Below are 21,795 nucleotides of genomic sequence, written 5' to 3'. Positions count from 1 at the left end.
CAAGTACTTTTATACAGATTTTCTTAAACCGGCAACCGTTTGCTTGTTAAAGCAACAAACCGCATTTATTTTAAACACATGGTGCCCGTTCAAACCGCTGCTGTACGATACGCAGCCGCCATGCCAGGAAAAATGCCGCTGTGGTTAATCCTGAAATAAAGCCGATCCAGAAGCCATAAGCGCCGATGGCAGGCATTAACCAATCGGTTACTCCCAGGATTAATCCTAAACTCAGGCCTACCAGCCAGTAGGCGACAAAGGTGATCACTAAAATTGATTTGGTATCTTTATAACCGCGCAGCGCCCCGGCGGAGATTACCTGGATTGCATCTGAGAATTGAAATAATGCCGCTAAAAACATTAAGCTGGCGGCCAATTCGATCACTTTAGTGTCTGTGGTATAGATAGTGGCAATCTGGGTTTTAAAAATCAGGGTCAGCGCCGCCGTGAATAAAGCGATCATCAAGCCCAGTATCACCGAATAGCGGCAGATGGTTTTTGCTTCTTGGTAATCTTTATTGCCTACGGCAAACCCGACCTTGATGGTAACCGCCAGTGCCAGGCTTAAAGGCACCATAAACACCAGGCCGGAAAAGTTAATGGCTATCTGATGACTGGCGACGACATTGGCGCCAAAAGGGGCCAGGATCACAGCAACCACGGCAAACAAGCTCACTTCAAATAATAAAGACAGGGCAATCGGGACACCCAGGGCGAGAATGCCTTTAATTTCCGACCACTGGGGCCAGTAAAATTGCTTAAACAGTGGGGCGTGCTTTAATTTTTTAGACACTAAAATGTAAATCAGCATACTGAAGAACATCACCCAGTAGACAATGGCGGTGGCGATGCCGCAACCGGCGCCCCCTAATGCCGGCATACCCAGTTCACCGTAAATAAAGATATAGTTGGCCGGGATATTGATCACTAAGCCGATAATACTGATGATCATGGTGGGTTTGGTGTGGGACAAACCCTCGGAATAGTTTCTGAGCACCAAATATAAACAAAACCCCGGGCCGCCCCAGATGATGTAACCCAGGTAGTCAAACATCAGTTGTTTTAAGTTAGCCTCCAGTGTGACCAGAGGATAAAGATAAGGGGCTAACAGGTAGTATAAGAAGATCAAAGATAAGCCTAATACCAGGGCTATCCACCCGGTTTGAAAGCTTGCTTTGGCGACCTGGTGGTATTTATCTGCCCCGGCAAGCTGGGAAACTATGGTGGCCAGCGCCATGATCAGGCCATAAATGGTTAAAATCAAGGGTAACCAGACACTGCTGGCCACCGCTACGGCTGCCATATCGGTTGCGCTGACGCGCCCGGCCATCACGGTATCGGAAAACCCCATTAAGTTTTGGATAAGCTGGGCAATTAAAATAGGGTAGGCCAGTTTAAGCAGGCTTTTACTTTGTTCGAGGAAATTATTTAAATTCATTCGGGTACTTATTACGAGGACTTGAGTTTGTTAATATGACGCTTTACTGATTTAACCTGACGGATAATATATGTTTACGGGCATAGTGCAATCACAAGCTGAAGTTTTAGCAATAAAAACAAAAAATAATTTATGTCGTTTAACACTGGCTGTAGAGCCGAAAAATATAGAACAGCTTGAACTTGGCGCCAGTATCGCAGTGAACGGTGTTTGTTTAACTGTGGTGGAATTTGCACTTTTGGATGAAAACCGCGCCTGTATCAGTTTTGATGTTATCGATGAAAGTTTAGCGGTAACAAATCTTGGGGCATTAACCCTTAATGCCCCGGTTAATATTGAGCGTTCTTTAAAAGTCGGGGATGAGCTTGGCGGGCATATGGTCAGTGGCCATGTTCATTGCCAGGCACAGTTAGTCGAAAATCATATGACCTCGAGCAATTGTCGTCTGGTTTTTGCCTGTGCAGCCAACTGGATGAAGTATATTTTACCCAAAGGTTTTATTGCCATAAATGGCATCAGTTTAACCTTGGGGGAAGTGGTTGATAATCAATTTAGCGTGCACCTTATTCCGGAAACCCTGGCCCGGACTAACTTAAGCCAGCTGTCCATTAACGACAAGGTGAACCTGGAGTTTGATCAGCAAACCATCACAATAGTGACAACGCTGGAGCGAATGAACCTGGTTTGAGTTCGGCGTGTTAAAAAGGAAGCGAGATGACACTTAATAGCAAATGTTATCTGCGAATGTCTTGAGCCGGGAAAAGCCTGATTGAATGGTTTCCCCGCGTTAATCTGTTGCTCAGCTATTGATAGCTAAATCTACCTGGATATCGTAGCAGCCGTTAAAAGACCTGCTCATCATCGCTGTCTACTGCCAGCTGAATTTTTTGCCGGTATTCGTCTATATGCAAGTTAAAATGAATATCGCTGCAGCAGGCGGGACACTCGTCATAATAGTCTTGATCACCTGAGGTGGTATCTAATGTGACATGCAGGTGATGGCCGCAATGCGGACAACGAATGCGTTGTTCGGTAATATCCTGGAGCATAAGACCTCCCAGATTTAACGCCAAAAAGAGCTAGTCAACACAAGATGAAATCAGCAATATCCCTGATAATTGATAACTCAATTTAGCCATTAACTTTATCTCATTATGAACGGTTTTGCCCAAAGTGCGAGCCGCTGCCCCTTTAATGATAAGGGGAGAGCGGTAAATACTTGCTATTGTGGAAAATAAACTTATTTGCAAACTGGTTTTGATGGTGGCTAATGAATGGCAAGGGCGAATAACCGGCCCAACAGGGCTTTTGCCTGATCTATGTAGATACCGCCAAAGAGGTTGGCATGGTTGAGTATATGATAAAAATTATAAATGTTTTTGCGGCGTTCATAACCTTCAGCCAAGGGAAAGATGTCCTGGTATCCCCGGTAAAATTCGCCGGGAAACTGGCCGAACAGCTCGGTCATGGCGATATCAACCTCCCGGTCGCCGTAATAACAGGCAGGATCAAAAATTACCGGGCCCCGAGTGCAAAAACTGACATTGCCCTGCCAGAGGTCGCCATGCACCAGGCAAGGGGTAGCATGATGATGGGCTAAACCGTTATGACACATATCTATGATATGTTCTATATCCCCCATATAGACGGAGCGCTCGCTTAGTAATTGCAATTGCCAGCCGATCCTTTGTTCGGCAAAAAAGCTGCGCCAGTTACTCTGCCAGTCGTTGGGCTGTCGGGTGTTGCCCAGGTAGTTATCATATTGCCAGCCAAATTGCCCGTGGCTGGAGTTTTTATGCATTTGGGCAAGTTGCTGTCCCAGCTGATACCAAAGGCCGCCATTGTCGCTACAAAAATCGATATGGGAGAGTACAATATAGCTTTTATCCAGAGTCGTGCCTACGGCAATACATTCAGGGGTGATCAGGGTTTCTATTGCCCTGAGCTGCTCAAGGGAATAGGCTTCTGCTTCAAAGTGACTCAGACGGTTTTTATCATTGAGTTTGATAAAATAGCTGTGATGCTCATCATTCACTTTAAAGGCGAGATTGATGTCACCGCCGGAAATGGGTTTTTTATCTTTGATAGAAAAGGATTGGCCGGTTTCTGACGCAATGGCCTGCCCGATACTTTGCCACATATAACCACCACTGAAGCTTATTGCAATATCTGTCAGGTAAAATCGTTACTCTTTGCATAGTGTAGCCTATCTAAGTGGTTTTTTACGGTTTATTCATGTAAAAGCCGTTACTGGCCCTGTTCTTTGATCCCCGGAATACTTTTTTGTTGCCATGTCGACAAGGGAAGCTGCTGATGCAGGGCTTGCAGGGTTTTCCACATAGCCCCTAGGGAGAGTTTATTTGCCAGCCATAAGGGCAAGTTCCCTTCGGGGCTGGCAATCAGGCGGTAGTGCACTTCAAGTTGTTTGCCTGCCTGGGGGGTAAGCTGCCAATGGGCTTTATGAATTTTGATGCGAATAGCCTTTGTGTTGTTCTCTAGCTTATGACTTGCATCGTTGACGGCAATTTCAACCGATAAGTCAGGGTTTTGCCAATAAGTGGAATGTATCAGCATTTCCCTGGCTTTGACCGGCCAAAAACCGTCAAAGTGTGTGATGAAAATATTTTCCCGGGGGGATATTTGCGCGAGTAAACGGGCCTGGCTGGCATTGTCCAACCAGTTCGGGATATTGGGATAATCTTGTAAAAACAATAAAAAGCCCGACAAAGTCGAGCTTAGCCTGAGCTCTGCTGAAATTTCTATCAGTGGACTGTCAGTGACAGCGCGGTAACGGACACGTGAATGCTTATTTTCCCGCCAAAGTCGCCAGGTGTTTTGTGCTGCCGGTTTATCTGCCGTCATACTTGATGCCGGTAAAGGCATTTCAGTGGCTGGCCGGGCAGAGGCAAGGTTTGAAAAAAGCAGCAGATAAAGCGCGAAAATCCCGTGGAACAAGTGGGCACTCCTGAACATATCGTATGACATCACTTATTTTTCTAGTTTAAGCGATTGTTTGCCATAAAGATATTCAGTGCACTAACAAAGGAAATTTTGCTCTCGGATGTCGGTGTCATATCTTTCAAGTATTGCCATGAGAGGCAGCGATTTATTTGAGCAAGTAAAAGCTAAGTCAGCCGACTTTTGAGAAATTGTACTATTCTTTCTTTACTTAAAGCCATTATCAAGGGGCTGCTATTCGGGCCTTGTTGACTGGAGTATGAAGGGGTGAAAAATTTAACCTTCACCGCTAAGATTTGGTTAGGGTTTTCGCTGGTACTGCTGTTAATACTAGCCGTTATCCTGGTCATTCAAGTCCATTTTACAGCGATTGCTCAAACAGAGAAAAGAATCGCCAAGACCCGGATCCCCACTGCCCACAGCTCAAAAGAAATGCTTATCGGCATTCAGGGAACCCTGGCTTCTCTGCGTGGCTGGATATTACTTAAAGATCCCGTGTTTAAAAAACAACGTGCCGGATTCTGGCAAAATGAGATCGGCTTGTCGCTGGCGACTCTGAAAATGTTATCGCTCAATTGGACCAATCCGGAAAATATCAAAACCCTGAACCAGCTGCAGGCGGATCTGGTCAAGTTTCGCCAGTACCAGGACGAAATAGAAGCCATTGCCGACAGTAAAGACAATAAGCCCGCCGCCAAGATTCTGACGTTAGAGCTCACGCCTGCCAATCAAGTGATTTTGGACAGCATTACCGCCATGATCAATGAAGAGGCAAAGCTAAAGTCCGCCAAGATCCGTATAGATTTATTTAAAGCCATGGCCGACTTTCGCGCCAGTATCAGTCAGTCGCAGGTCTATATTGAACTCTATGTCCTGCTGGCGGATGAAAGTTATCTCCAGTTCTATGAAAAACAGTGGCAAATCAACGGCGCCCGTTACCTTAAGTTAATGGAGTTGAGCCAGTCTTTTAGCGCCAGGCAGCAACTGGCCTTTAGCCGGTTAACCACGGCAAGAAACAAATTTTCCCAATTAGTGGACCGGATGCAGGAGATCATGCAGGGGCAAGAAAGTGATCTGGCCAATCATTGGCTGGCGACCCGGGCGATCCCTTTAGTGAGCAGCATAGAATCAAAATTAACGCAAATGAGTGAAGATCAGGAAATGCTGCTTGTTGCCGACTTTGACTTGCACCAGCAAGGACTGAACCGGCTGGAGCGTGAGTCAAGCATACTGTTTGCTACGGTGATCCTGCTTATTCTGTGTCTGGCGCTCATGATAGTGCGTGCCGTGGTCCGGCCTATCCATCAGTTATTGGCCATGACGGTGAAAATAGGCAATGGCGAATATGCGATAGATACCCAGTTAACGGGCTCGGTAGAAATGATGAGGTTGGGGCGTGCGCTGGAGAAAATGAAGCAGCAAATTGCCGAGCGGGCTGAGCGTTTAGAGCAGCAAAACTGGCTAACCACCCAGGAAAACCGGGTGATGGAGCTTACCCAGGGAGTGTTGAGCCTAAATGATATCTGCGACCTGGTGATCTCGCATTTAGCCAGGAGCTTTGAAGCCGGGCATGGCGTCTTTTACCTGGCAAACCAGGCCGATAAGGAGGAGGAAGAATCCTTATCCTTGTCACTTTGTGGCAGTTATGCCTTTACTGAGCGCAAGGAGTTGTCTGCACAGCTCCAGCTGGGAGAAGGCCTGGCCGGACAGGCAGCGAAGGAAGGCAAGCCCATTTTACTGACCCGGGTGCCGGGGGACTATATCAGCATCAAGTCTGCCCTGGGGCAGCAGCAGCCGATGAATATCCTTGCCTATCCGGTCATGCATGAAAATAACCTGGTGGGGATCATTGAGCTGGCCAGCTTTGTCACTTTCACCGACCGCCAACTGCAGTTGCTGGAAAAAGTCAGTGTTAATTTAGGGATCATTATTGACAATGTCGCCAACCGTAACCGCACCGAAAAGTTGTTGGTAGAAACCCAAAACCAGGCTTTAGCGCTTAACCTGCAAAAAGAAGAGTTACGCTCGGTCAATGAAAACCTGGAGAGTCAGGCACAGCAACTGAAACTCTCGCAGGAAGAGCTGCAGCAACAATCGGAAGAATTACGGGTTTCCAACGAGGAGTTGTCGGAAAAGCAAAAAACCTTAATCGAACAGTCGAAAAGCCTGCAGCAGACCAAAGCTGAATTGGAGAAAAAAGCGGAAGAGCTCACCACCACCAGTAAATACAAATCTGAGTTTTTGGCGAATATGTCTCATGAGTTACGCACGCCGTTAAACAGTTTGCTGATTTTATCCAAGTCATTGGCCAATAACGATGCGGGCAACCTGACGTCTGAACAGCTTGAAGATGCCAAGGTGATCCACGAAGGGGGGCAGGCACTGCTGATGTTAATCAATGACATTATGGACTTGTCCAAAGTGGAAGCGGGCAAACTCACCGTACATATTGAGTCTGTGTCCCTGGATACGGTTTGCCAGGATCTCGAGCTGATGTTTGCCAAACTGGCCCGGCAAAAACAACTTGAATTTAGCCTCAGCCAGGATGCCGATGTCCCTGTGGCCATACAGAGCGATATCCAACGGCTGGAGCAGGTTTTAAAGAACTTTATGTCCAATGCCTTTAAATTTACCAGCAAAGGTTCGGTCCGTCTGCGGATCCACCGGCCATTACCTGAAGTACAACAACTGCCGGATTATATTGAGGCGGACGATTCCCTGGCGTTTTCCGTGATAGATACCGGCATCGGCATTGCGGATGATAAGCAAGTGGCGATTTTTGAAGCCTTTCAACAAGAAGATGGTTCCATCAACCGTAAATATGGCGGTACCGGTTTAGGGCTGGCGATATCACGCGAACTGGCTCACCTGCTGGGCGGGGAAATAAAGCTGCAAAGTACCCTGGGCCAGGGCAGTGTTTTTACCTTGTATCTCCCTTTGCATTCACAAGAGATTGCTCCGGCATCAGAGCCGGTTTTACCGGAAGCTAATGTTTTTAAAGCCGTCAAAGCCGAGGCCGGGGTAAACTCTTCCTCTTCGGCAGATAAAATGACTCAGCCAGGCGATTTTCTCGATGACGACAGAGAGATCCTCCGGGAAAGTGATAAAAGCTTATTGGTGATTGAAGATGATATTCATTTTGCCCGGATTCTTGTCAAAGCCGCGCGAAAGGAAGGCTTTAAGTGCCTGGCCACCGACAAGGGCAGGGAAGGGCTGTTATTGGCCCAGCAATTTTTGCCCATGGGCATCATCCTGGATTTAGGTCTGCCGGACATTAATGGCCTAACGGTGTTAGAGCAGCTTAAGTTCAACCTCAAAACCCGGCATATTCCGGTACATATTGCCTCCGGAGCCGATTGCGAGCAGGACTCTTTAAATTCTGGGGCTTTCAGTTTCCTGGCCAAACCTGTGGCGAATGAACAAATCGGTAATTTACTCAGTTCGCTTATTAAAACCTCGTCCCGCCAATTCAAACAAGTGCTGGTGATTGAAGATGATCCCGGCAACCAGCAGGCGATTACCAAGCTGATTTCGGCAGAGACCATTCGGGTAGATTGTGTCGATTGCGGCGCCAAGGCACTTGAATACCTGGGAGAGCATAAGGTGGACTGCATTATTCTGGATTTGGGCTTGCCGGATATGAGCGGGGGAGAGCTATTAACCACCATCAAGCAGCTTCGCGGGCAAGAGCGGGTACCGGTGATCGTTTATACCGGTAAAGATATTCCGGACGATGAATATAAAGCGCTGTGCAAGATAAGCGAAGATATTATCGTCAAGGGGGCCGAGTCACCGGAGCGGTTACTCGATGATGTCTCGCTTTTTCTGCACAGTATCCAGAGCGCCTTTTCCATGGAGCAACAAAAAACCTTAAAGATGCTCCATGATCAAACAACAACTTTGTCGGGACAGGAGATTTTACTGGTCGACGATGACATGAGAAATATTTTTGCCCTGTCGCGGGAGCTTGAGAAGTCCGGAGTAAATGTCACTATGGCGGAAAATGGCCTGGTGGCACTAGAAAAAATTGCTGAACGCGATGCGCCCTTTGATTTGATTTTGATGGATATCATGATGCCGGAAATGGACGGCCTGACGGCAATACGGGAAATCCGAAAAATCAGCGTCTATCAGCAGGTGCCCATTATTGCGTTGACGGCAAAAGCGATGCCGGAAGACAAGGCCAGCTGTATTGAAGCCGGGGCATCGGAATATCTCACTAAACCTGTCGATATGGAGCGCTTATTATCCATGATGCAAATTTGGCTGTTTTAACAGGGGGGTGCTATGGATAGACAATCCCGGGAAGCATTTGAAATAAAATGGCTGCTCGAAGCCATCTACGCCTGTTACGGTTATGATTTTCGTGACTATGCCGGCGCTTCGTTGAAGCGACGGATACTCAACCGCCTGGAGCAGAGTGATTGCCGCCATATCTCGGATATGGTGGGTAAAATGCTTTACGACAGTGATTTTTTCGAGTTGTTCCTTCAGGATATGTCGATCACTGTCACCGAAATGTTTCGCGACCCCAAGGTGTTTTTACGGCTCCGTGAACGGGTGATCCCCAGATTAAAGACATATTCGCGCATTAATGTCTGGCATGCCGGTTGTGCCACAGGGGAAGAAGTCTATTCCCTGGCGATACTCTTGCACGAAGAGGGCTTGCTGGAAAAAACCCGGATTTATGCCACCGACTTTAACAATCATTCGTTAGAAATTGCCCGAAAAGGCATTTATTCCCAGGAGCTGGTGAAATACCAGGAGAATTATCTGCTGGGGGGAGGGAAAAAGGCCCTGAGCGAGTATTACCGGCACAATTATGATGCGGTGATCATGAAGGCATTTTTAAGAAAGCGTATTACCTTTGCCTATCACAATCTCACCCGGGATCAGGTCTTTGCTGAAATGCACCTGATCATGTGCCGTAATGTACTGATTTATTTTAATCAGGCTCTGCAGAATAAAGTGCTGGGCCTGCTTATTAACAGTCTGGTGCATAAAGGCTTTCTTGTCTTGGGGGATAAGGAAACCCTGGAATTTACCTCGATAACACATCAGTTTGATGATTTTGAGCCCGGGGCTAAAATTTATCGTAAAACCGCCGCTTTGCCTAAGGCAAATCAAGATGAAGCTTAAGCAATATCATATGCTGGTCATAGGTGCTTCTGCCGGCGGACTTAATGCCTTGGGTGTCGTGTTGGGCCGGCTTCCCGGATCTTTTCCTGCACCTGTGCTGGTGGTACAGCACCAGGGCGTTGGTAATGACAGTGAATATTTAGCCTTGTTGCTCGACAGCATGACTGCCTTACGGGTCAGGGAGGCTAGGGCGGGGGAGGTACCTTTGCCGGGCTCTGTGTATATTTCACCCGCCGGATATCATTTACAGCTCGAGTTGTCGGGAAAGCTGAGTTTATCGGTGGATTTACCGGTAAATTTTTCAATTCCTTCCATCGATGTGCTTTTTGATACCGCTGCCGATGCGCTTGGGACAAATTTGGCGGCGCTGATCTTAACCGGGGCAAGTTCAGACGGCAGCATGGGCTTAAAAAACATTAAAGGCAGGGGGGGACTGACGCTGGTTCAATCGCCGCAAACAGCACAAGCCCCGCAAATGCCGGAACATGCCATTGCTAATGCCCGGCCTGACTTTATCGTACCTTTGCAGGACATAGGCGCTCTGCTTTGCCGTATCTTTTTGGTGAAAGCTGTTAACGGCGGCAGGCAAAAGGGTGGCAGCCCTTAGCCAGCCGTAGGAAAGCATGAGTTATGATCAAACAGAATGTGCTTGTTGTAGATGACAAAAAAGAAAACCTTCATGCCATTAGCCGGGTGCTGGCCGGCTTAGATGTAAATATCGTGACCGTCGAGTCCGGTGAAGAAGCCCTGCGCAGGGTGATCAAACAAGCCTATGCCCTGGTCTTGCTCGATGTGCTGATGCCGGGCATGGGGGGATTTGAAGTCGCAGAGCTGATGCGCGCAAATAAAAACACCCGCAATATCCCCATTATCTTTGTCACCGCCATGAGCCGGGACGCCCAAAATATCTTTCGTGGCTACGAAGCCGGTGCGGTGGACTATTTGCTCAAACCGATAGAAGCCGAGGTTTTGCTGAGCAAGGTCAAAGTGTTACTGGATTTAGATCGCCAGAAGCAGGAATTGGCGCAATCGTTGGCACAAAAGCAGGCCAGCGAAAAAATCATTCAGGTACTGATTAATGCACAAACGGATTCCGCTCTGCTATTAGACAATACCGGTAAAATAATGGCCCTGAATGAGGTGATGGCCAGTCGCTTGCACAGGCCGTTAACGTCTGTGGTCGGTAATTGTCTGTTTTCCCTGTTGCCTGAGCAGCAAGCAGGGGTGTTGCAGGAAAAAATGACCCAGGTTCAGGAAAGTCACCAATTGCAGCACTATGAAGAAAGCATCGGGGATTTGCTTTTTCAAGTGAGCTTATTGCCTATTGTTGAGTTTTCCTCGGAAAAAATCCAAACCTTTGCCCTGTTCGCACGTGATATCACCCAGGAACGCCAGGTAGCCCGCCAGCTTGAGCAACTGGCCAATTATGATCAGCTTACCGGATTGAGCAACCGTGCTACCTATTATACTTTCCAGGACAAGCTGATTGCCGGCGCCAGGCGTGAACAGCACAGCTTTGCGGTGCTTTTCCTCGATTTGGATCGTTTTAAACAGATCAACGACACTTTAGGACATGATGCCGGTGATCATGTTTTATCCACGGTGGCGTCACGCATCACTGCCGGGGTACGAAAAAGTGATATTGTCGCCCGTTTGGGAGGGGATGAGTTTGCCATAGCTACCGATAAAATAGCCGATCAGCAGCATGCCGCCAATATTGCCGCCAAGCTGATCTCCTCTGTGATCGCCCCCATAAATTACCAGGGCGTAGAGGTTTTTGTCGGTTGCAGTCTCGGTATCGCCTGTTTCCCCGATAACGGCAGCGATAAAGAAGCCCTTAACCGGGCGGCGGATATTGCCATGTATGAAGCGAAACGCCTGGGAGGTAACAGTTACCGCTTTTTTGATCCCGAGCTGCAACAGCGTAATAATGAACGCACCAGGCTGGCCAACGGTTTGCGTCATGCTCTGGAAAAAGAGCAGATGCAGGTACATTACCAGCCTAAGTTTTCTGCCTTAACCGGGGAAATGGTCGGGGTAGAAGCGTTAATGCGCTGGTGTTTTGATGATAGCGGTATGATAGCACCGTCGGTTTTTATTCCCTTAGCGGAAGAATGCGGCTTGATCATCGAATTTGGCAGCTGGATCTTTAACCGGGCCTGTATGGAAATAAAAGCCCTTAATGATGAAAAGCTTGCCCTGGGAATTTTGTCGGTTTCTGTTAATGTCTCACCGAAACAGCTGAAAGTCGAAGGCTTTGATAAACTCATCGGCAAAGTGCTGGAGCAATGCGAGATCCCCCCGGCCCATGTCCAGATTGAACTCACCGAAAGTTTGATTATGGAAGATCCCGAAGCTTCCATTGAAATGCTCAGTATTATCCGCAGCTATGGGGTCAGTATCGCGGTAGATGATTTTGGTACCGGGTATTCGTCGTTAAGTTATCTGCGCCGCTTGCCGATAGATACCTTGAAAATTGATGTCAGCTTTGTCCGGGAAATAGGTAAAGACGCCGAAAGCGAAGCCATTATAAAAGGCATTATCGCCTTGGCCCATAGCCTGGGATTAGAAACAGTGGCCGAAGGGGTGGAAACCAGAGAGCAGGTGGCGTTTTTACAGCAGCACGGTTGCAGCTTGCTTCAGGGCTATTATTTTAGCAAACCGGTGGATATTGAAGCCTTGTACCAGTTTAGCCGTGATTATACTCCCATGAACTGTAAGCCTGACAGTCGTGAATTAAAAGGCGGCGATAACGCGCTAAAATATTAAGTCTCGACGGTTTTATACTTTATGCTCCCATTGATGATTATTTCATGAAAACCTGTTGTCCTTTCATAGCCTTCGGCTTATTATAAGCCCCGTTTTGTTGCCTTATATAAGTAGGGCTTTATAAAGAAAGGCTTCTTTAAAGTTGTAAAGAGCCGAAATAAAAATTTTCATTAAGTACCAAATTTTGAAAATGACACTGAACAGCTAGAGTTAACCAGCTGTTTTTAAAGAATAATCTAGATAAACAAGTGACACTTGGTATGTGCCACCACTGTATAAAGGAAATTTCATGCCTGTAATTACTCTCCCTGACGGAAGCCAGCGTAGTTTTGACAATGCCGTATCGGTAATGGATGTTGCCCTGGATATCGGCCCGGGTTTAGCCAAAGCCACTATCGCCGGTCGTATCGACGGTCAGTTAGTTGATGCCTGTGAATTAATCACCCAAGATGCGGCGCTGCAATTAATCACCAGTAAAGATCAAGAAGGCGTAGAAATTATCCGCCACTCTTGCGCGCATTTATTAGGGCATGCCATCAAGCAATTATGGCCGGATACCAAGATGGCCATTGGTCCTGTGATCGATAACGGTTTTTATTATGATGTTGACCTTGAGCATTCCATCACCGAAGACGATTTAGTGGTATTGGAAAAGCGCATGATGGAACTGGCGAAAACCAACTACCAGGTAGTGAAAAAAACCGGCTCATGGCAAGACGCCCGCGATGCCTTCGAAGCGCGCGGCGAAAGCTATAAAATTGAAATTTTAGATGAAAATATCGACCGTGACGACAAACCGGCGTTATATCATCACGAAGAATATATTGACATGTGTCGCGGTCCTCATGTGCCTAGCATGCGTCATTGTCATCACTTTAAATTGATGAAAGTGGCCGGTGCCTACTGGCGTGGCGATTCAGACAACAAAATGTTGCAACGGGTTTACGGTACTGCCTGGGCAGATAAAAAGCAGCTTAAAGCCTATATTCAGCGTTTAGCGGAAGCGGAAAAGCGCGATCACCGTAAAATCGGTAAGACCCTGGATTTATTCCACTGGCAGGAAGAAGCGCCGGGTATGGTGTTCTGGCACAACGACGGCTGGACCATCTATACCGAGCTGGAAAAATTTGTTCGTGAAAAATTACACGAATACGATTATGACGAAGTCAAAGCGCCAATGATGATGGACAGATCCCTGTGGGAGAAATCCGGTCACTGGGACAAATACGCCGATGCTATGTTCACGACCGAGTCGGAAAAACGTGAATACGCCATAAAACCGATGAATTGCCCGGGCCATGTGCAGATATTTAACCAAGGCTTAAAGTCATACCGTGATTTACCCTTACGTATTGCCGAGTTTGGCTGCTGTCACCGTAACGAACCTTCAGGCTCGTTGCACGGCTTGATGCGGGTACGTGGCTTTACCCAGGATGACGCCCATATCTTCTGTACCGAAGATCAGGTTGCCGAAGAAGTCAGTAAATGTATCCAGATGGTTTATGACGTCTACGGTTCATTCGGTTTTGAAGAAATCGTGGTGAAACTCTCTACCCGTCCTGAAAAGCGTATCGGCAGCGATGAAATCTGGGATAAGGCGGAGCAGGGCTTAGCCCAGGTCTTAACCGACTCTAACATTGAGTTTGAATATTTACCGGGTGAAGGGGCTTTCTACGGTCCTAAAATCGAGTTTACCCTGATGGACTGTTTAGGACGTGCCTGGCAGTGTGGAACGGTACAACTTGATTTTGCCTTACCGGAGCGTTTAGGTGCCACTTATGTTGGTGAAGACAATGAACGTTATACCCCGGTGATGATTCACAGGGCGATTTTAGGTTCATTAGAGCGTTTTATCGGTATTTTAATTGAAGAATACACAGGAAAATTCCCCACCTGGTTGTCGCCAATTCAGGCAACGGTAATGAATATTACCGACAAACAGGGTGAATATTGTGAAAAAGTAGTCAAAAAACTGAAAGAAAATGGATTTAGAGCCAAACTAGACTTGAGAAATGAGAAGATAGGCTTTAAAATCCGCGAGCACACTTTGAAGAGGGTGCCGTATTTGTTAGTTGTTGGCGATCAAGAAATGGCCAATGGTGAAATTGCGGTGCGTACCCGAAGTGGAGAAGATTTAGGTAAAATGTCTGTCGATGCGTTTGTTGCAAAATTAACTGAAGAAGTTAATACACGGGCATAATTTTTTTTAATCCAAATACATATTTAAATTTGGTACAAAGTTCTTTGGAGGAACATGGCTATTAAAGGTGGTCAACGAGGCGGACAAAAAGAGCCGGCACATCGTTTAAATGAGTTAATTACAGCAGAAGAAATACGTTTGATTGGTCTTGACGGCGAACCCATGGGGATCGTTTCATTAAACGATGCCATGGATGAAGCTGAAAAAGCGGGTGTTGATCTCGTTGAAATTAGCCCGACGGCTAAGCCGCCAGTTTGTCGCGTAATGGATTACGGTAAGTTTCTTTACGAAAAGAGTAAAGAACAAAAAGAACAACGCAAAAAGCAGAAACAAATCCAGGTTAAGGAAATTAAATTCCGCCCTGGCACAGATGAAGGCGACTATCAGGTCAAACTACGCAACCTGAAGCGCTTTTTAGAAGGTGGCGACAAGGTCAAGGTTACATTACGTTTCCGTGGCCGTGAAATGGCACACCAGGAACTGGGGTTAGAACTTTTAAGTCGCGTTAAAACCGACCTGGAAGAATTGACCGTAGTGGAGTTCTTCCCTCGCAGAGCGGAAGGTCGCCAAATGGTGATGGTCTTAGCCCCTAAAAAAGGATAATAACTGGTCTAGCAAGTAGTCGGGATTCATTTATGAATGCCGGCTCACCATTATTATCACTATGAACCGGTAGTACGGGCCTACAAGTAAGATCGGCGGGTATTTATATTCGCGAGTATCTTCGCCTCTACTGCTTAATATTTGGCATAACAATGCGGAGTTATTAACATGCCTAAAATGAAAACCAATAAAGGTGCTGCAAAGCGCTTTAAAAAGACAGCTTCTGGCTACAAATTCAAACAAGCGGGTCTTCGTCATATCTTGACTAAGCGTCGTACTAAAGTTAAGCGTCACTTACGTGCTAAGTGTCAAATCGCTGCTTCTGACATCAAGTCAGTTAAAAAACTTTTACGTCACGGTTAATAGGAGAGATATAAAATGGCAAGAGTAAAACGTGGTGTAGTCGCAAGAGCGCGTCATAAAAAAGTTCTAAAGCAAGCTAAAGGTTACTACGGTGCCCGTAGTCGCGTTTATCGCGTTGCTTTTCAAGCTGTAACTAAAGCTGGCCAATACGCCTACCGTGACCGTCGTCAACGTAAGCGTCAGTTCCGTCAACTTTGGATTGCTCGTATTAACGCAGCAGCCCGTCAAAATGGTTTATCTTATAGCCGTTTCATTAATGGTCTGAAAAAGGCTTCTATTGAAATCGACCGTAAGATCCTGGCTGACATCGCTGTATACGACAAAGCAGCCTTCTCTTTCCTGGTTGAAAAAGCGCAAGCTTCTTTAGCTTAATTGAGAAACTGAGACTTTAGGTAAAGGACGCTTCGGCGTCCTTTTTCTTAATCTTAACGGCTTAGCCTGCCAGTTACCGATATTTTAATTGAATAAAGTAACGGATGATATTTTCTGATGTGTAAAAACCTCAGCAAAGATGTTATCCGTTACTTTTAATTTCAATTTCAATATCAACCTGGAAAGGACTGAAGTCATGAGTCTTGCGGATAAAGTATTAGCAGTAAATAACGATCTTCCCATTCGTACCGACAGTGCCGTGCACAGCGGTAAGGTACGCTCTGTTTATTGGTTAACGGATGAAGACAGCCGCCGTTTAATCAAAGAAAAAGGCTATGATGTCAGCGAAGATACCCCGCTGGCGATCATGGTGATCAGCGACCGCATTTCAGCCTTCGATTGCATCTGGCAAGGCGAGGGCGGCATGAAAGGTGTCCCGGGCAAAGGGGCTGCTTTAAATGCCATTTCCAACCACTGGTTTAAACTCTTCAAAGAAAACGGCCTGGCAGACAGCCATATCCTGGATATTCCCCATCCTTTTGTATGGATCGTACAAAAAGCAAAACCTGTGATGATCGAAGCTATTTGCCGTCAGTATATCACCGGCTCCATGTGGCGTTCATATACCAAAGGCGAGCGTGACTTCTGCGGTATTGCCTTACCGGAAGGTTTAGAGAAAGACAGCAAGTTGCCTGAACTGTTACAAACCCCGTCAACCAAAGGTATTTTAGAAGGCATTCCCGGTGTGCCTGCGGTAGATGACGTGAACATCACCCGTAAGAATATCGAAGACAACTACCAGGCCTTTAACTTCAAATCCCTCGAGGATATCAGTTTGTATGAGAAGTTATTAACCGAAGGTTTTGATGTGATCTCTGACGCGTTAGCCAAACTGGACCAAATCTTTGTTGATACCAAGTTTGAATTCGGTTACGTCAAAGGCAGAGATGGCAAAGATAAACTTATCTATATGGATGAAGTGGGGACGCCGGACTCTTCCCGTATCTGGGACGGTGAGCAATACCGCGCCGGTAAGGTGGTGGAAAACTCCAAAGAAGGTTTCCGCCAGTTATTGCTTAATCATTTCCCTGATCCGGATATCCTGCTTAACAAAGACCGTATGGCGGAGCGTGAAGCCCTGGCCCGGGATAATGAACTGCCGGAGTCAGTACTGATGGAAGTATCAAATACTTATACTGCTATCGCCGAAAAAATTACCGGGGAGAAAATCACCCTCTCGGATAATCCTAAAGCAGAAATTATCAGCATCTTGCGTGAGCAATACCAGTTAATTGATTAAAACGTTTCGAACGGAACAGTATTCCCGTTGTTAATGTTGTAAACCCCGCCAGTGCGGGGTTTTTTATGCTTGGCAGCTCAACAAAACCGGGATGCCTTCACATGGGCTAGACTTAATAAACCGGTTCCGTGTTGATTTCCTTGCCCATGGCTTTTTTACTGTCTCGTTTGCTTATCCTGACAGCCTGCATTTCATTTATCCCTTATGCGTTTGCCGAACCCGGGATTAAAGGGGAAATGAATAATGTCTCAACGGTTAAAGCTCAAGGTGAAAAAGCGCAGCAAACCTTAACCATTCATATCAGCAGTATCTGCCCGTTTCAATGCTTGCCCTCGGAATATAATGGTAGCAGGGGAATATTTTATGATATCAGCGAGCGTATCTTTAGTGCGGCAGGTTATAACTTGCTTCCGGTATATGCCCCGTTTTCCAGGGCTATCTTGCTGGCGCAGCAGGGAAAGCTGGATGTTGTGACTACCCTGTATAAAGACGAAGTTGCCGGGTTACTGTATCCGGAGGAATATATCAGTTATGGCAAAGAAATGTTTTTTGTCCGCTCGGACGATCCCTGGCGATATACCGGCTTATCTTCCCTGGCTGATTTGCAAGTCAGTGGTGACAGGGTTTTGGTTGCCCATGGCTATGATTATGGCGATAGTGCATTTAAGCAATTTATCAAAGAGACGCCCGAGTTATTTCTTGTCCTGGGAGGAGGCAATACCTTTGAAAGGGCGGTACATCTGTTGCTCAATAAACGTGTCCGGGTGGTGGTCTTTGACCGCTCCGTGATGGCTTATAGCTTAGCCCGGTTGCAATTGGAAGGAGAAATCATTCCTGCCGGGGCTGTGCATCAGGGCAAGAAACTCTATATTGGCATCTCGGCTAAAACGGCTGATGCCGGCCAAATCATGAAAATCTTTGATGCCGGATTAAAACAATTCAAATCAAGCCGGGATTATCAACTATTGCTGGCAAAATACAATATCAACTTCCTGTAGCTGACCAGTTAACGCCAATGTTTAATTTCGTTATTATCACGACCAAAGAGTGGAAAATGCATGAGAATTGCCTCATGCAAAGGGTTTGTTACATTGCAAATACTTGTTATTTTCGTGCTTATGTAAAATTTTTACTGAAAAGCCAATATTTTACCTACTTTCTCCATTGATTTTTGTGTAAAATCGTTCACCATTTTATTTATTAACTTAGTCTACCCAAATAGCGAAACACATTTCGCATCCGAGGAGATCATGAACTTAGACGACATTATTTTGCAGGCGGAACAAGCTGTCGCTGCTGCAACCGATCCAACGGCACTTGATCAAGTGCGAGTTAATTTTTTGGGTAAAAAGGGATTACTTACCGAACAGTTAAAATCTTTAGGTAAATTACCACCGGAAGAAAAACCCAAAGCAGGTCAGTTGATTAACCAGGCAAAGCAAAAAGTACAACAACTGATCAATGCTCGCGGTGAGTTATTACGCGCCGAGCAGATCAAAGCAAAACTTGCCGCCGAATCTATTGATGTCACTTTGCCGGGTCGTGACAATGACTTGGGTGGATTGCACCCGGTTACCCGTACTATCGAGCGTATCGAAAGCTTTTTCGGCGATCTGGGTTTTACGGTAAAATCCGGTCCGGAAGTTGAAGATGACTTCCATAACTTCGATGCCCTGAATATTCCCGAGCATCATCCGGCCCGTGCCGATCATGATACCTTTTACTTTAACCCTAAACTGGTATTAAGAACGCAAACCTCCGGGGTACAAATCCGTACCATGGAAGTGGAAAAGCCGCCGCTGCGTATCATTTCGCCGGGCAAGGTATACCGCAACGATTACGATCAAACCCATACTCCTATGTTTCACCAGGTAGAAGGTTTGATGGTAGATAAAGACATCAGCTTTACCCATTTAAAAGGGATATTGCACGATTTCTTACATAACTTTTTTGAAGAAGATCTGGAAATTCGTTTCCGCCCTTCATATTTCCCGTTCACTGAGCCTTCGGCAGAAGTGGATGTGAAAGGCAAAAACGGCAAATGGCTGGAGATCTTGGGCTGTGGCATGGTGCACCCCAATGTGCTGCGCAGTGTCGGCATCGACCCGGAAGTTTACACCGGTTTTGCCTTTGGTATGGGGGTAGAGCGTCTTACCATGTTGCGCTACGGCGTTAACGACTTACGCTCATTTTTTGAAAATGATCTTCGCTTCTTAAAACAGTTCAAGTAGGAAAGCCAACAATGAAATTTAGTGAATCCTGGTTACGTGAATGGGTGAATCCTGCCATTTCATCTGAAGAATTAACTCACCAAATCACCATGGCGGGCCTGGAAGTTGACGGTGTCGATGCTGTTGCCGGCGAATTTACCGGTGTTAAAGTCGGTGAAGTGGTTGAATGCGGCCAGCACCCGGATGCCGACAAGTTACAGGTAACCAAAGTTAATTTAGGCGATGAAATTGTTGATATTGTCTGTGGCGCTAAAAACTGTCGTTTAGGGCTAAAAGTGGCCGTGGCTACCGTAGGTGCGGTATTGCCGGGTAATTTTAAGATCAAAAAAGCCAAGTTACGCGGTCAGCCTTCGTTTGGCATGCTGTGCTCGGAATCTGAGCTTGGTCTGGAAGAAACCTCAGACGGCATTATTGAATTGCCATCAGATGCGCCAATCGGCACCTGCGTGCGCGAATACCTGAACTTAGATGATGTCACTATCGATGTCGATTTAACCGCCAATCGCGGTGACTGTTTAGGTATTAAAGGTCTGGCCCGTGAAGTCGGCGTATTAAATTCACTTGCCGTGAATGAAGTTGAAATCCCTGCGGTATCGCCAAGCATCGATGATAAGCGCGAGATCACCATCAGCGCCGGTGAAGCTTGTCCGCGTTATTTGGGCCGTGTGATCAAAGGCATTAATGTCAATGCGGTATCACCGCTGTGGTTAGTAGAAAAACTGCGTCGTTGTGGTGTACGCAGCATAGACCCGGTTGTCGATGTGACGAACTATGTACTGCTTGAGCTTGGTCATCCGATGCACGCGTTCGATTTAGCGAGAATTGATGGCGGTATCGACGTGCGTTTTGCCAATGAAGGCGAAAAACTGGTACTGCTGGATGAAAACGAAGTGACGTTATCAAGCGATACTTTAGTGATTGCCGATACTGGTTCCGGTGAGAATAACGGCAACAGTAAAGCCCTCGCGATGGCGGGCATTTTCGGTGGTTTGCATTCAGGTGTTACCGCTGACAGCCAGGATATTTTCCTGGAAAGCGCCTTCTTTGCACCTCTGGCCATTCTGGGCAAAGCCCGTCAATACGGTTTGCACACCGATGCTTCTCACCGCTATGAGCGTGGTGTAGATCCTCAGTTGCAACACCAGGCAATGGAACGTGCAACCGCGTTATTATTAGAGATTGTTGGCGGTCAGGCCGGTCCTGTAATTGAAGCCAAGCATGAAAGTCATATCCCGGCAGAAAAAAGCGTAACTCTTCGCCGTGAAAAACTCGACGGCCGTATTGGTTTGCATATTGAAGACAATACCGTGACTGAGATCTTAGTACGTCTGGGGTTCACCGTTGATTTTAGCAATGACAGCTGGCAGGTGGTTGTACCCGCCTACCGCTTTGATATTTCAATTGAGGTGGACTTGATTGAAGAAGTGGCGCGTATTTTTGGCTATAACAATATCCCGAATGTTTCACCGACTGCCAAGTTGACCATGCCGACGCACCGTGAAGCCGAGTTATCTGTGGCGAAATTACGCAATACTTTAGTCGGCCGCGGTTACCAGGAAGCCATCACCTACAGCTTTGTTGATCCTAAGGTACAAGAGTTGCTTCACCCGGGTCAGGAAGTGATGACCTTGCCGCACCCTATTTCCTCGGAAATGTCGGTGATGCGTCTGAGCATGTGGACCGGTTTATTGCAGGCGATGGCTTATAACCAGAACCGCCAGCAAAACCGGGTGCGTTTATTTGAAACCGGTTTGCGTTTTATCCCCGATGAAAGTGTTGAAAATGGTGTGCGCCAGGAGCAAATGCTTGCCGGTATCATCTCCGGTCAGCGCAGCGATGAGCATTGGCAGATGGAAAAAGCCGCCAGTGATTTTTATGATATCAAAGGTGATGTCGAAGCTTTATTGTCATTAACCGCCGATGCCGGCGCTTATGAATTTTCGCAGGCAGAAATTGATGCTTTGCATCCGGGACAAACGGCAGCGATCCATAAAAATGGTAAACTTGTTGGCCACGTTGGTACCTTACATCCTGAATTAGAAAGGAAATTAGGACTTAATGGCCGAACATTAATGTTCGAAATATTATTGTCTGAAGTATTAACTCAAAAACTACCTGAGGCGCGCGATTTATCTCGCTTCCCGTCGAATCGACGCGACATCGCCGTGGTGGTTGAAGAGCAAATAAATGCTAATAAAGTGTTACAACTTATTGAAAAGGTTGGCGGAAATTATTTAGTTGATCTAAACTTGTTCGATGTATATCAGGGCAAGGGTATAGCACCCGGCTTTAAGAGCCTAGCGATTGCCATGATACTACAAGATCATGACAAGACTCTTGAAGAGAAAGATATTAACGAAGTCGTTAATCGCGTGGTTGATACGTTAAAAGTTGAACTAAATGCATCACTGAGGGATTAAGC

At 46.6% G+C, this 21,795-nt stretch carries 17 protein-coding genes; 13 read left to right on the top strand and 4 right to left on the bottom strand.

The annotated features are described in order from the left end of the window. Positions 1–70 precede the first annotated feature (70 nt). The gene (locus SG35_RS15710) at positions 71–1,438 is read right to left on the bottom strand and encodes an MATE family efflux transporter (RefSeq protein WP_044834840.1); all 1,368 of its coding nucleotides are present in this window, start codon (positions 1,436–1,438) and stop codon (positions 71–73) included. Positions 1,439–1,508: 70 nt separating this feature from the next. Here SG35_RS15710 and SG35_RS15705 point away from each other — a divergent pair, with 70 nt between their 5' ends. After that, on the top strand, positions 1,509–2,126 hold the full coding sequence (locus SG35_RS15705; RefSeq protein WP_044834841.1) for a riboflavin synthase: 618 nt from the start codon (positions 1,509–1,511) through the stop codon (positions 2,124–2,126). 154 nt (positions 2,127–2,280) lie between these two features. On the opposite strand, the gene SG35_RS15700 is transcribed toward SG35_RS15705, so the two are convergent. From SG35_RS15700 to SG35_RS15690, 3 genes are all read right to left on the bottom strand, one after another. Then, on the bottom strand, positions 2,281–2,487 hold the full coding sequence (locus SG35_RS15700; protein ID WP_044834842.1) for a CPXCG motif-containing cysteine-rich protein: 207 nt from the start codon (positions 2,485–2,487) through the stop codon (positions 2,281–2,283). A 218-nt stretch (positions 2,488–2,705) separates the two neighbouring features. Next, positions 2,706–3,578 carry a fructosamine kinase family protein gene (locus tag SG35_RS15695; protein WP_044834843.1) on the bottom strand — a complete coding sequence of 291 codons (873 nt, stop codon included), beginning with the start codon at positions 3,576–3,578 and terminating at the stop codon, positions 2,706–2,708. A gap of 107 nt (positions 3,579–3,685) precedes the next feature. Further along, positions 3,686–4,423, bottom strand: coding sequence for an START domain-containing protein (locus SG35_RS15690; RefSeq protein ID WP_337993200.1), 738 nt, complete (start codon positions 4,421–4,423; stop codon positions 3,686–3,688). A gap of 240 nt (positions 4,424–4,663) precedes the next feature. On the opposite strand from SG35_RS15690, the gene SG35_RS15685 reads away from it, so the two are divergent. The 12 genes from SG35_RS15685 to pheT all read left to right on the top strand — a co-directional run bounded on the left by SG35_RS15685 (position 4,664) and on the right by pheT (position 21,793). After that, on the top strand, positions 4,664–8,671 hold the full coding sequence (locus SG35_RS15685; protein WP_053043301.1) for a hybrid sensor histidine kinase/response regulator: 4,008 nt from the start codon (positions 4,664–4,666) through the stop codon (positions 8,669–8,671). 12 nt (positions 8,672–8,683) lie between these two features. Next, complete coding sequence (locus SG35_RS15680; RefSeq protein WP_044834844.1) at positions 8,684–9,535, top strand: CheR family methyltransferase; 852 nt, start codon at positions 8,684–8,686, stop codon at positions 9,533–9,535. After that, entirely contained in the window at positions 9,525–10,142 is a 618-nt protein-coding gene (locus SG35_RS15675; RefSeq protein ID WP_044834845.1) for a chemotaxis protein CheB, read from the top strand. Before SG35_RS15680 ends, SG35_RS15675 begins: the two co-directional genes overlap by 11 nt. Before the next feature lie 23 nt (positions 10,143–10,165). Continuing rightward, positions 10,166–12,304 (top strand): putative bifunctional diguanylate cyclase/phosphodiesterase, encoded by a 2,139-nt coding sequence (locus SG35_RS15670; RefSeq protein WP_053043302.1) that lies wholly within the window; start codon positions 10,166–10,168, stop codon positions 12,302–12,304. 289 nt (positions 12,305–12,593) lie between these two features. After that, positions 12,594–14,504 carry a threonine--tRNA ligase gene (thrS, locus tag SG35_RS15665; protein ID WP_044834846.1) on the top strand — a complete coding sequence of 637 codons (1,911 nt, stop codon included), beginning with the start codon at positions 12,594–12,596 and terminating at the stop codon, positions 14,502–14,504. Between the two features lie 54 nt (positions 14,505–14,558). After that, complete coding sequence (gene infC / locus SG35_RS15660; RefSeq protein ID WP_084692907.1) at positions 14,559–15,107, top strand: translation initiation factor IF-3; 549 nt, start codon at positions 14,559–14,561, stop codon at positions 15,105–15,107. 168 nt (positions 15,108–15,275) lie between these two features. Beyond that, the gene (gene rpmI / locus SG35_RS15655) at positions 15,276–15,470 is read left to right on the top strand and encodes a 50S ribosomal protein L35 (RefSeq protein WP_044834847.1); all 195 of its coding nucleotides are present in this window, start codon (positions 15,276–15,278) and stop codon (positions 15,468–15,470) included. Positions 15,471–15,485: 15 nt separating this feature from the next. Then, entirely contained in the window at positions 15,486–15,842 is a 357-nt protein-coding gene (gene rplT / locus SG35_RS15650; RefSeq protein WP_044834848.1) for a 50S ribosomal protein L20, read from the top strand. Positions 15,843–16,038: 196 nt separating this feature from the next. Next, positions 16,039–17,142 carry a phosphoribosylaminoimidazolesuccinocarboxamide synthase gene (locus SG35_RS15645; protein ID WP_044834938.1) on the top strand — a complete coding sequence of 368 codons (1,104 nt, stop codon included), beginning with the start codon at positions 16,039–16,041 and terminating at the stop codon, positions 17,140–17,142. A gap of 236 nt (positions 17,143–17,378) precedes the next feature. Continuing rightward, positions 17,379–18,140: a substrate-binding periplasmic protein gene (locus SG35_RS15640; protein ID WP_084692914.1), complete on the top strand. Its 762-nt coding sequence runs from the start codon at positions 17,379–17,381 to the stop codon at positions 18,138–18,140. Between the two features lie 252 nt (positions 18,141–18,392). Further along, entirely contained in the window at positions 18,393–19,373 is a 981-nt protein-coding gene (gene pheS / locus SG35_RS15635; RefSeq protein WP_044834850.1) for a phenylalanine--tRNA ligase subunit alpha, read from the top strand. An 11-nt stretch (positions 19,374–19,384) separates the two neighbouring features. Beyond that, positions 19,385–21,793, top strand: coding sequence for a phenylalanine--tRNA ligase subunit beta (gene pheT / locus SG35_RS15630; protein ID WP_044834851.1), 2,409 nt, complete (start codon positions 19,385–19,387; stop codon positions 21,791–21,793). Positions 21,794–21,795 lie beyond the last annotated feature (2 nt).

It is taken from the genome of Thalassomonas actiniarum (assembly GCF_000948975.2).
GTDB classification, from domain to species: domain Bacteria; phylum Pseudomonadota; class Gammaproteobacteria; order Enterobacterales; family Alteromonadaceae; genus Thalassomonas; species Thalassomonas actiniarum.
The sequence above is the reverse complement of the archived record's forward strand: the minus strand, read 5'-3'. Positions and strand labels throughout refer to the sequence as shown.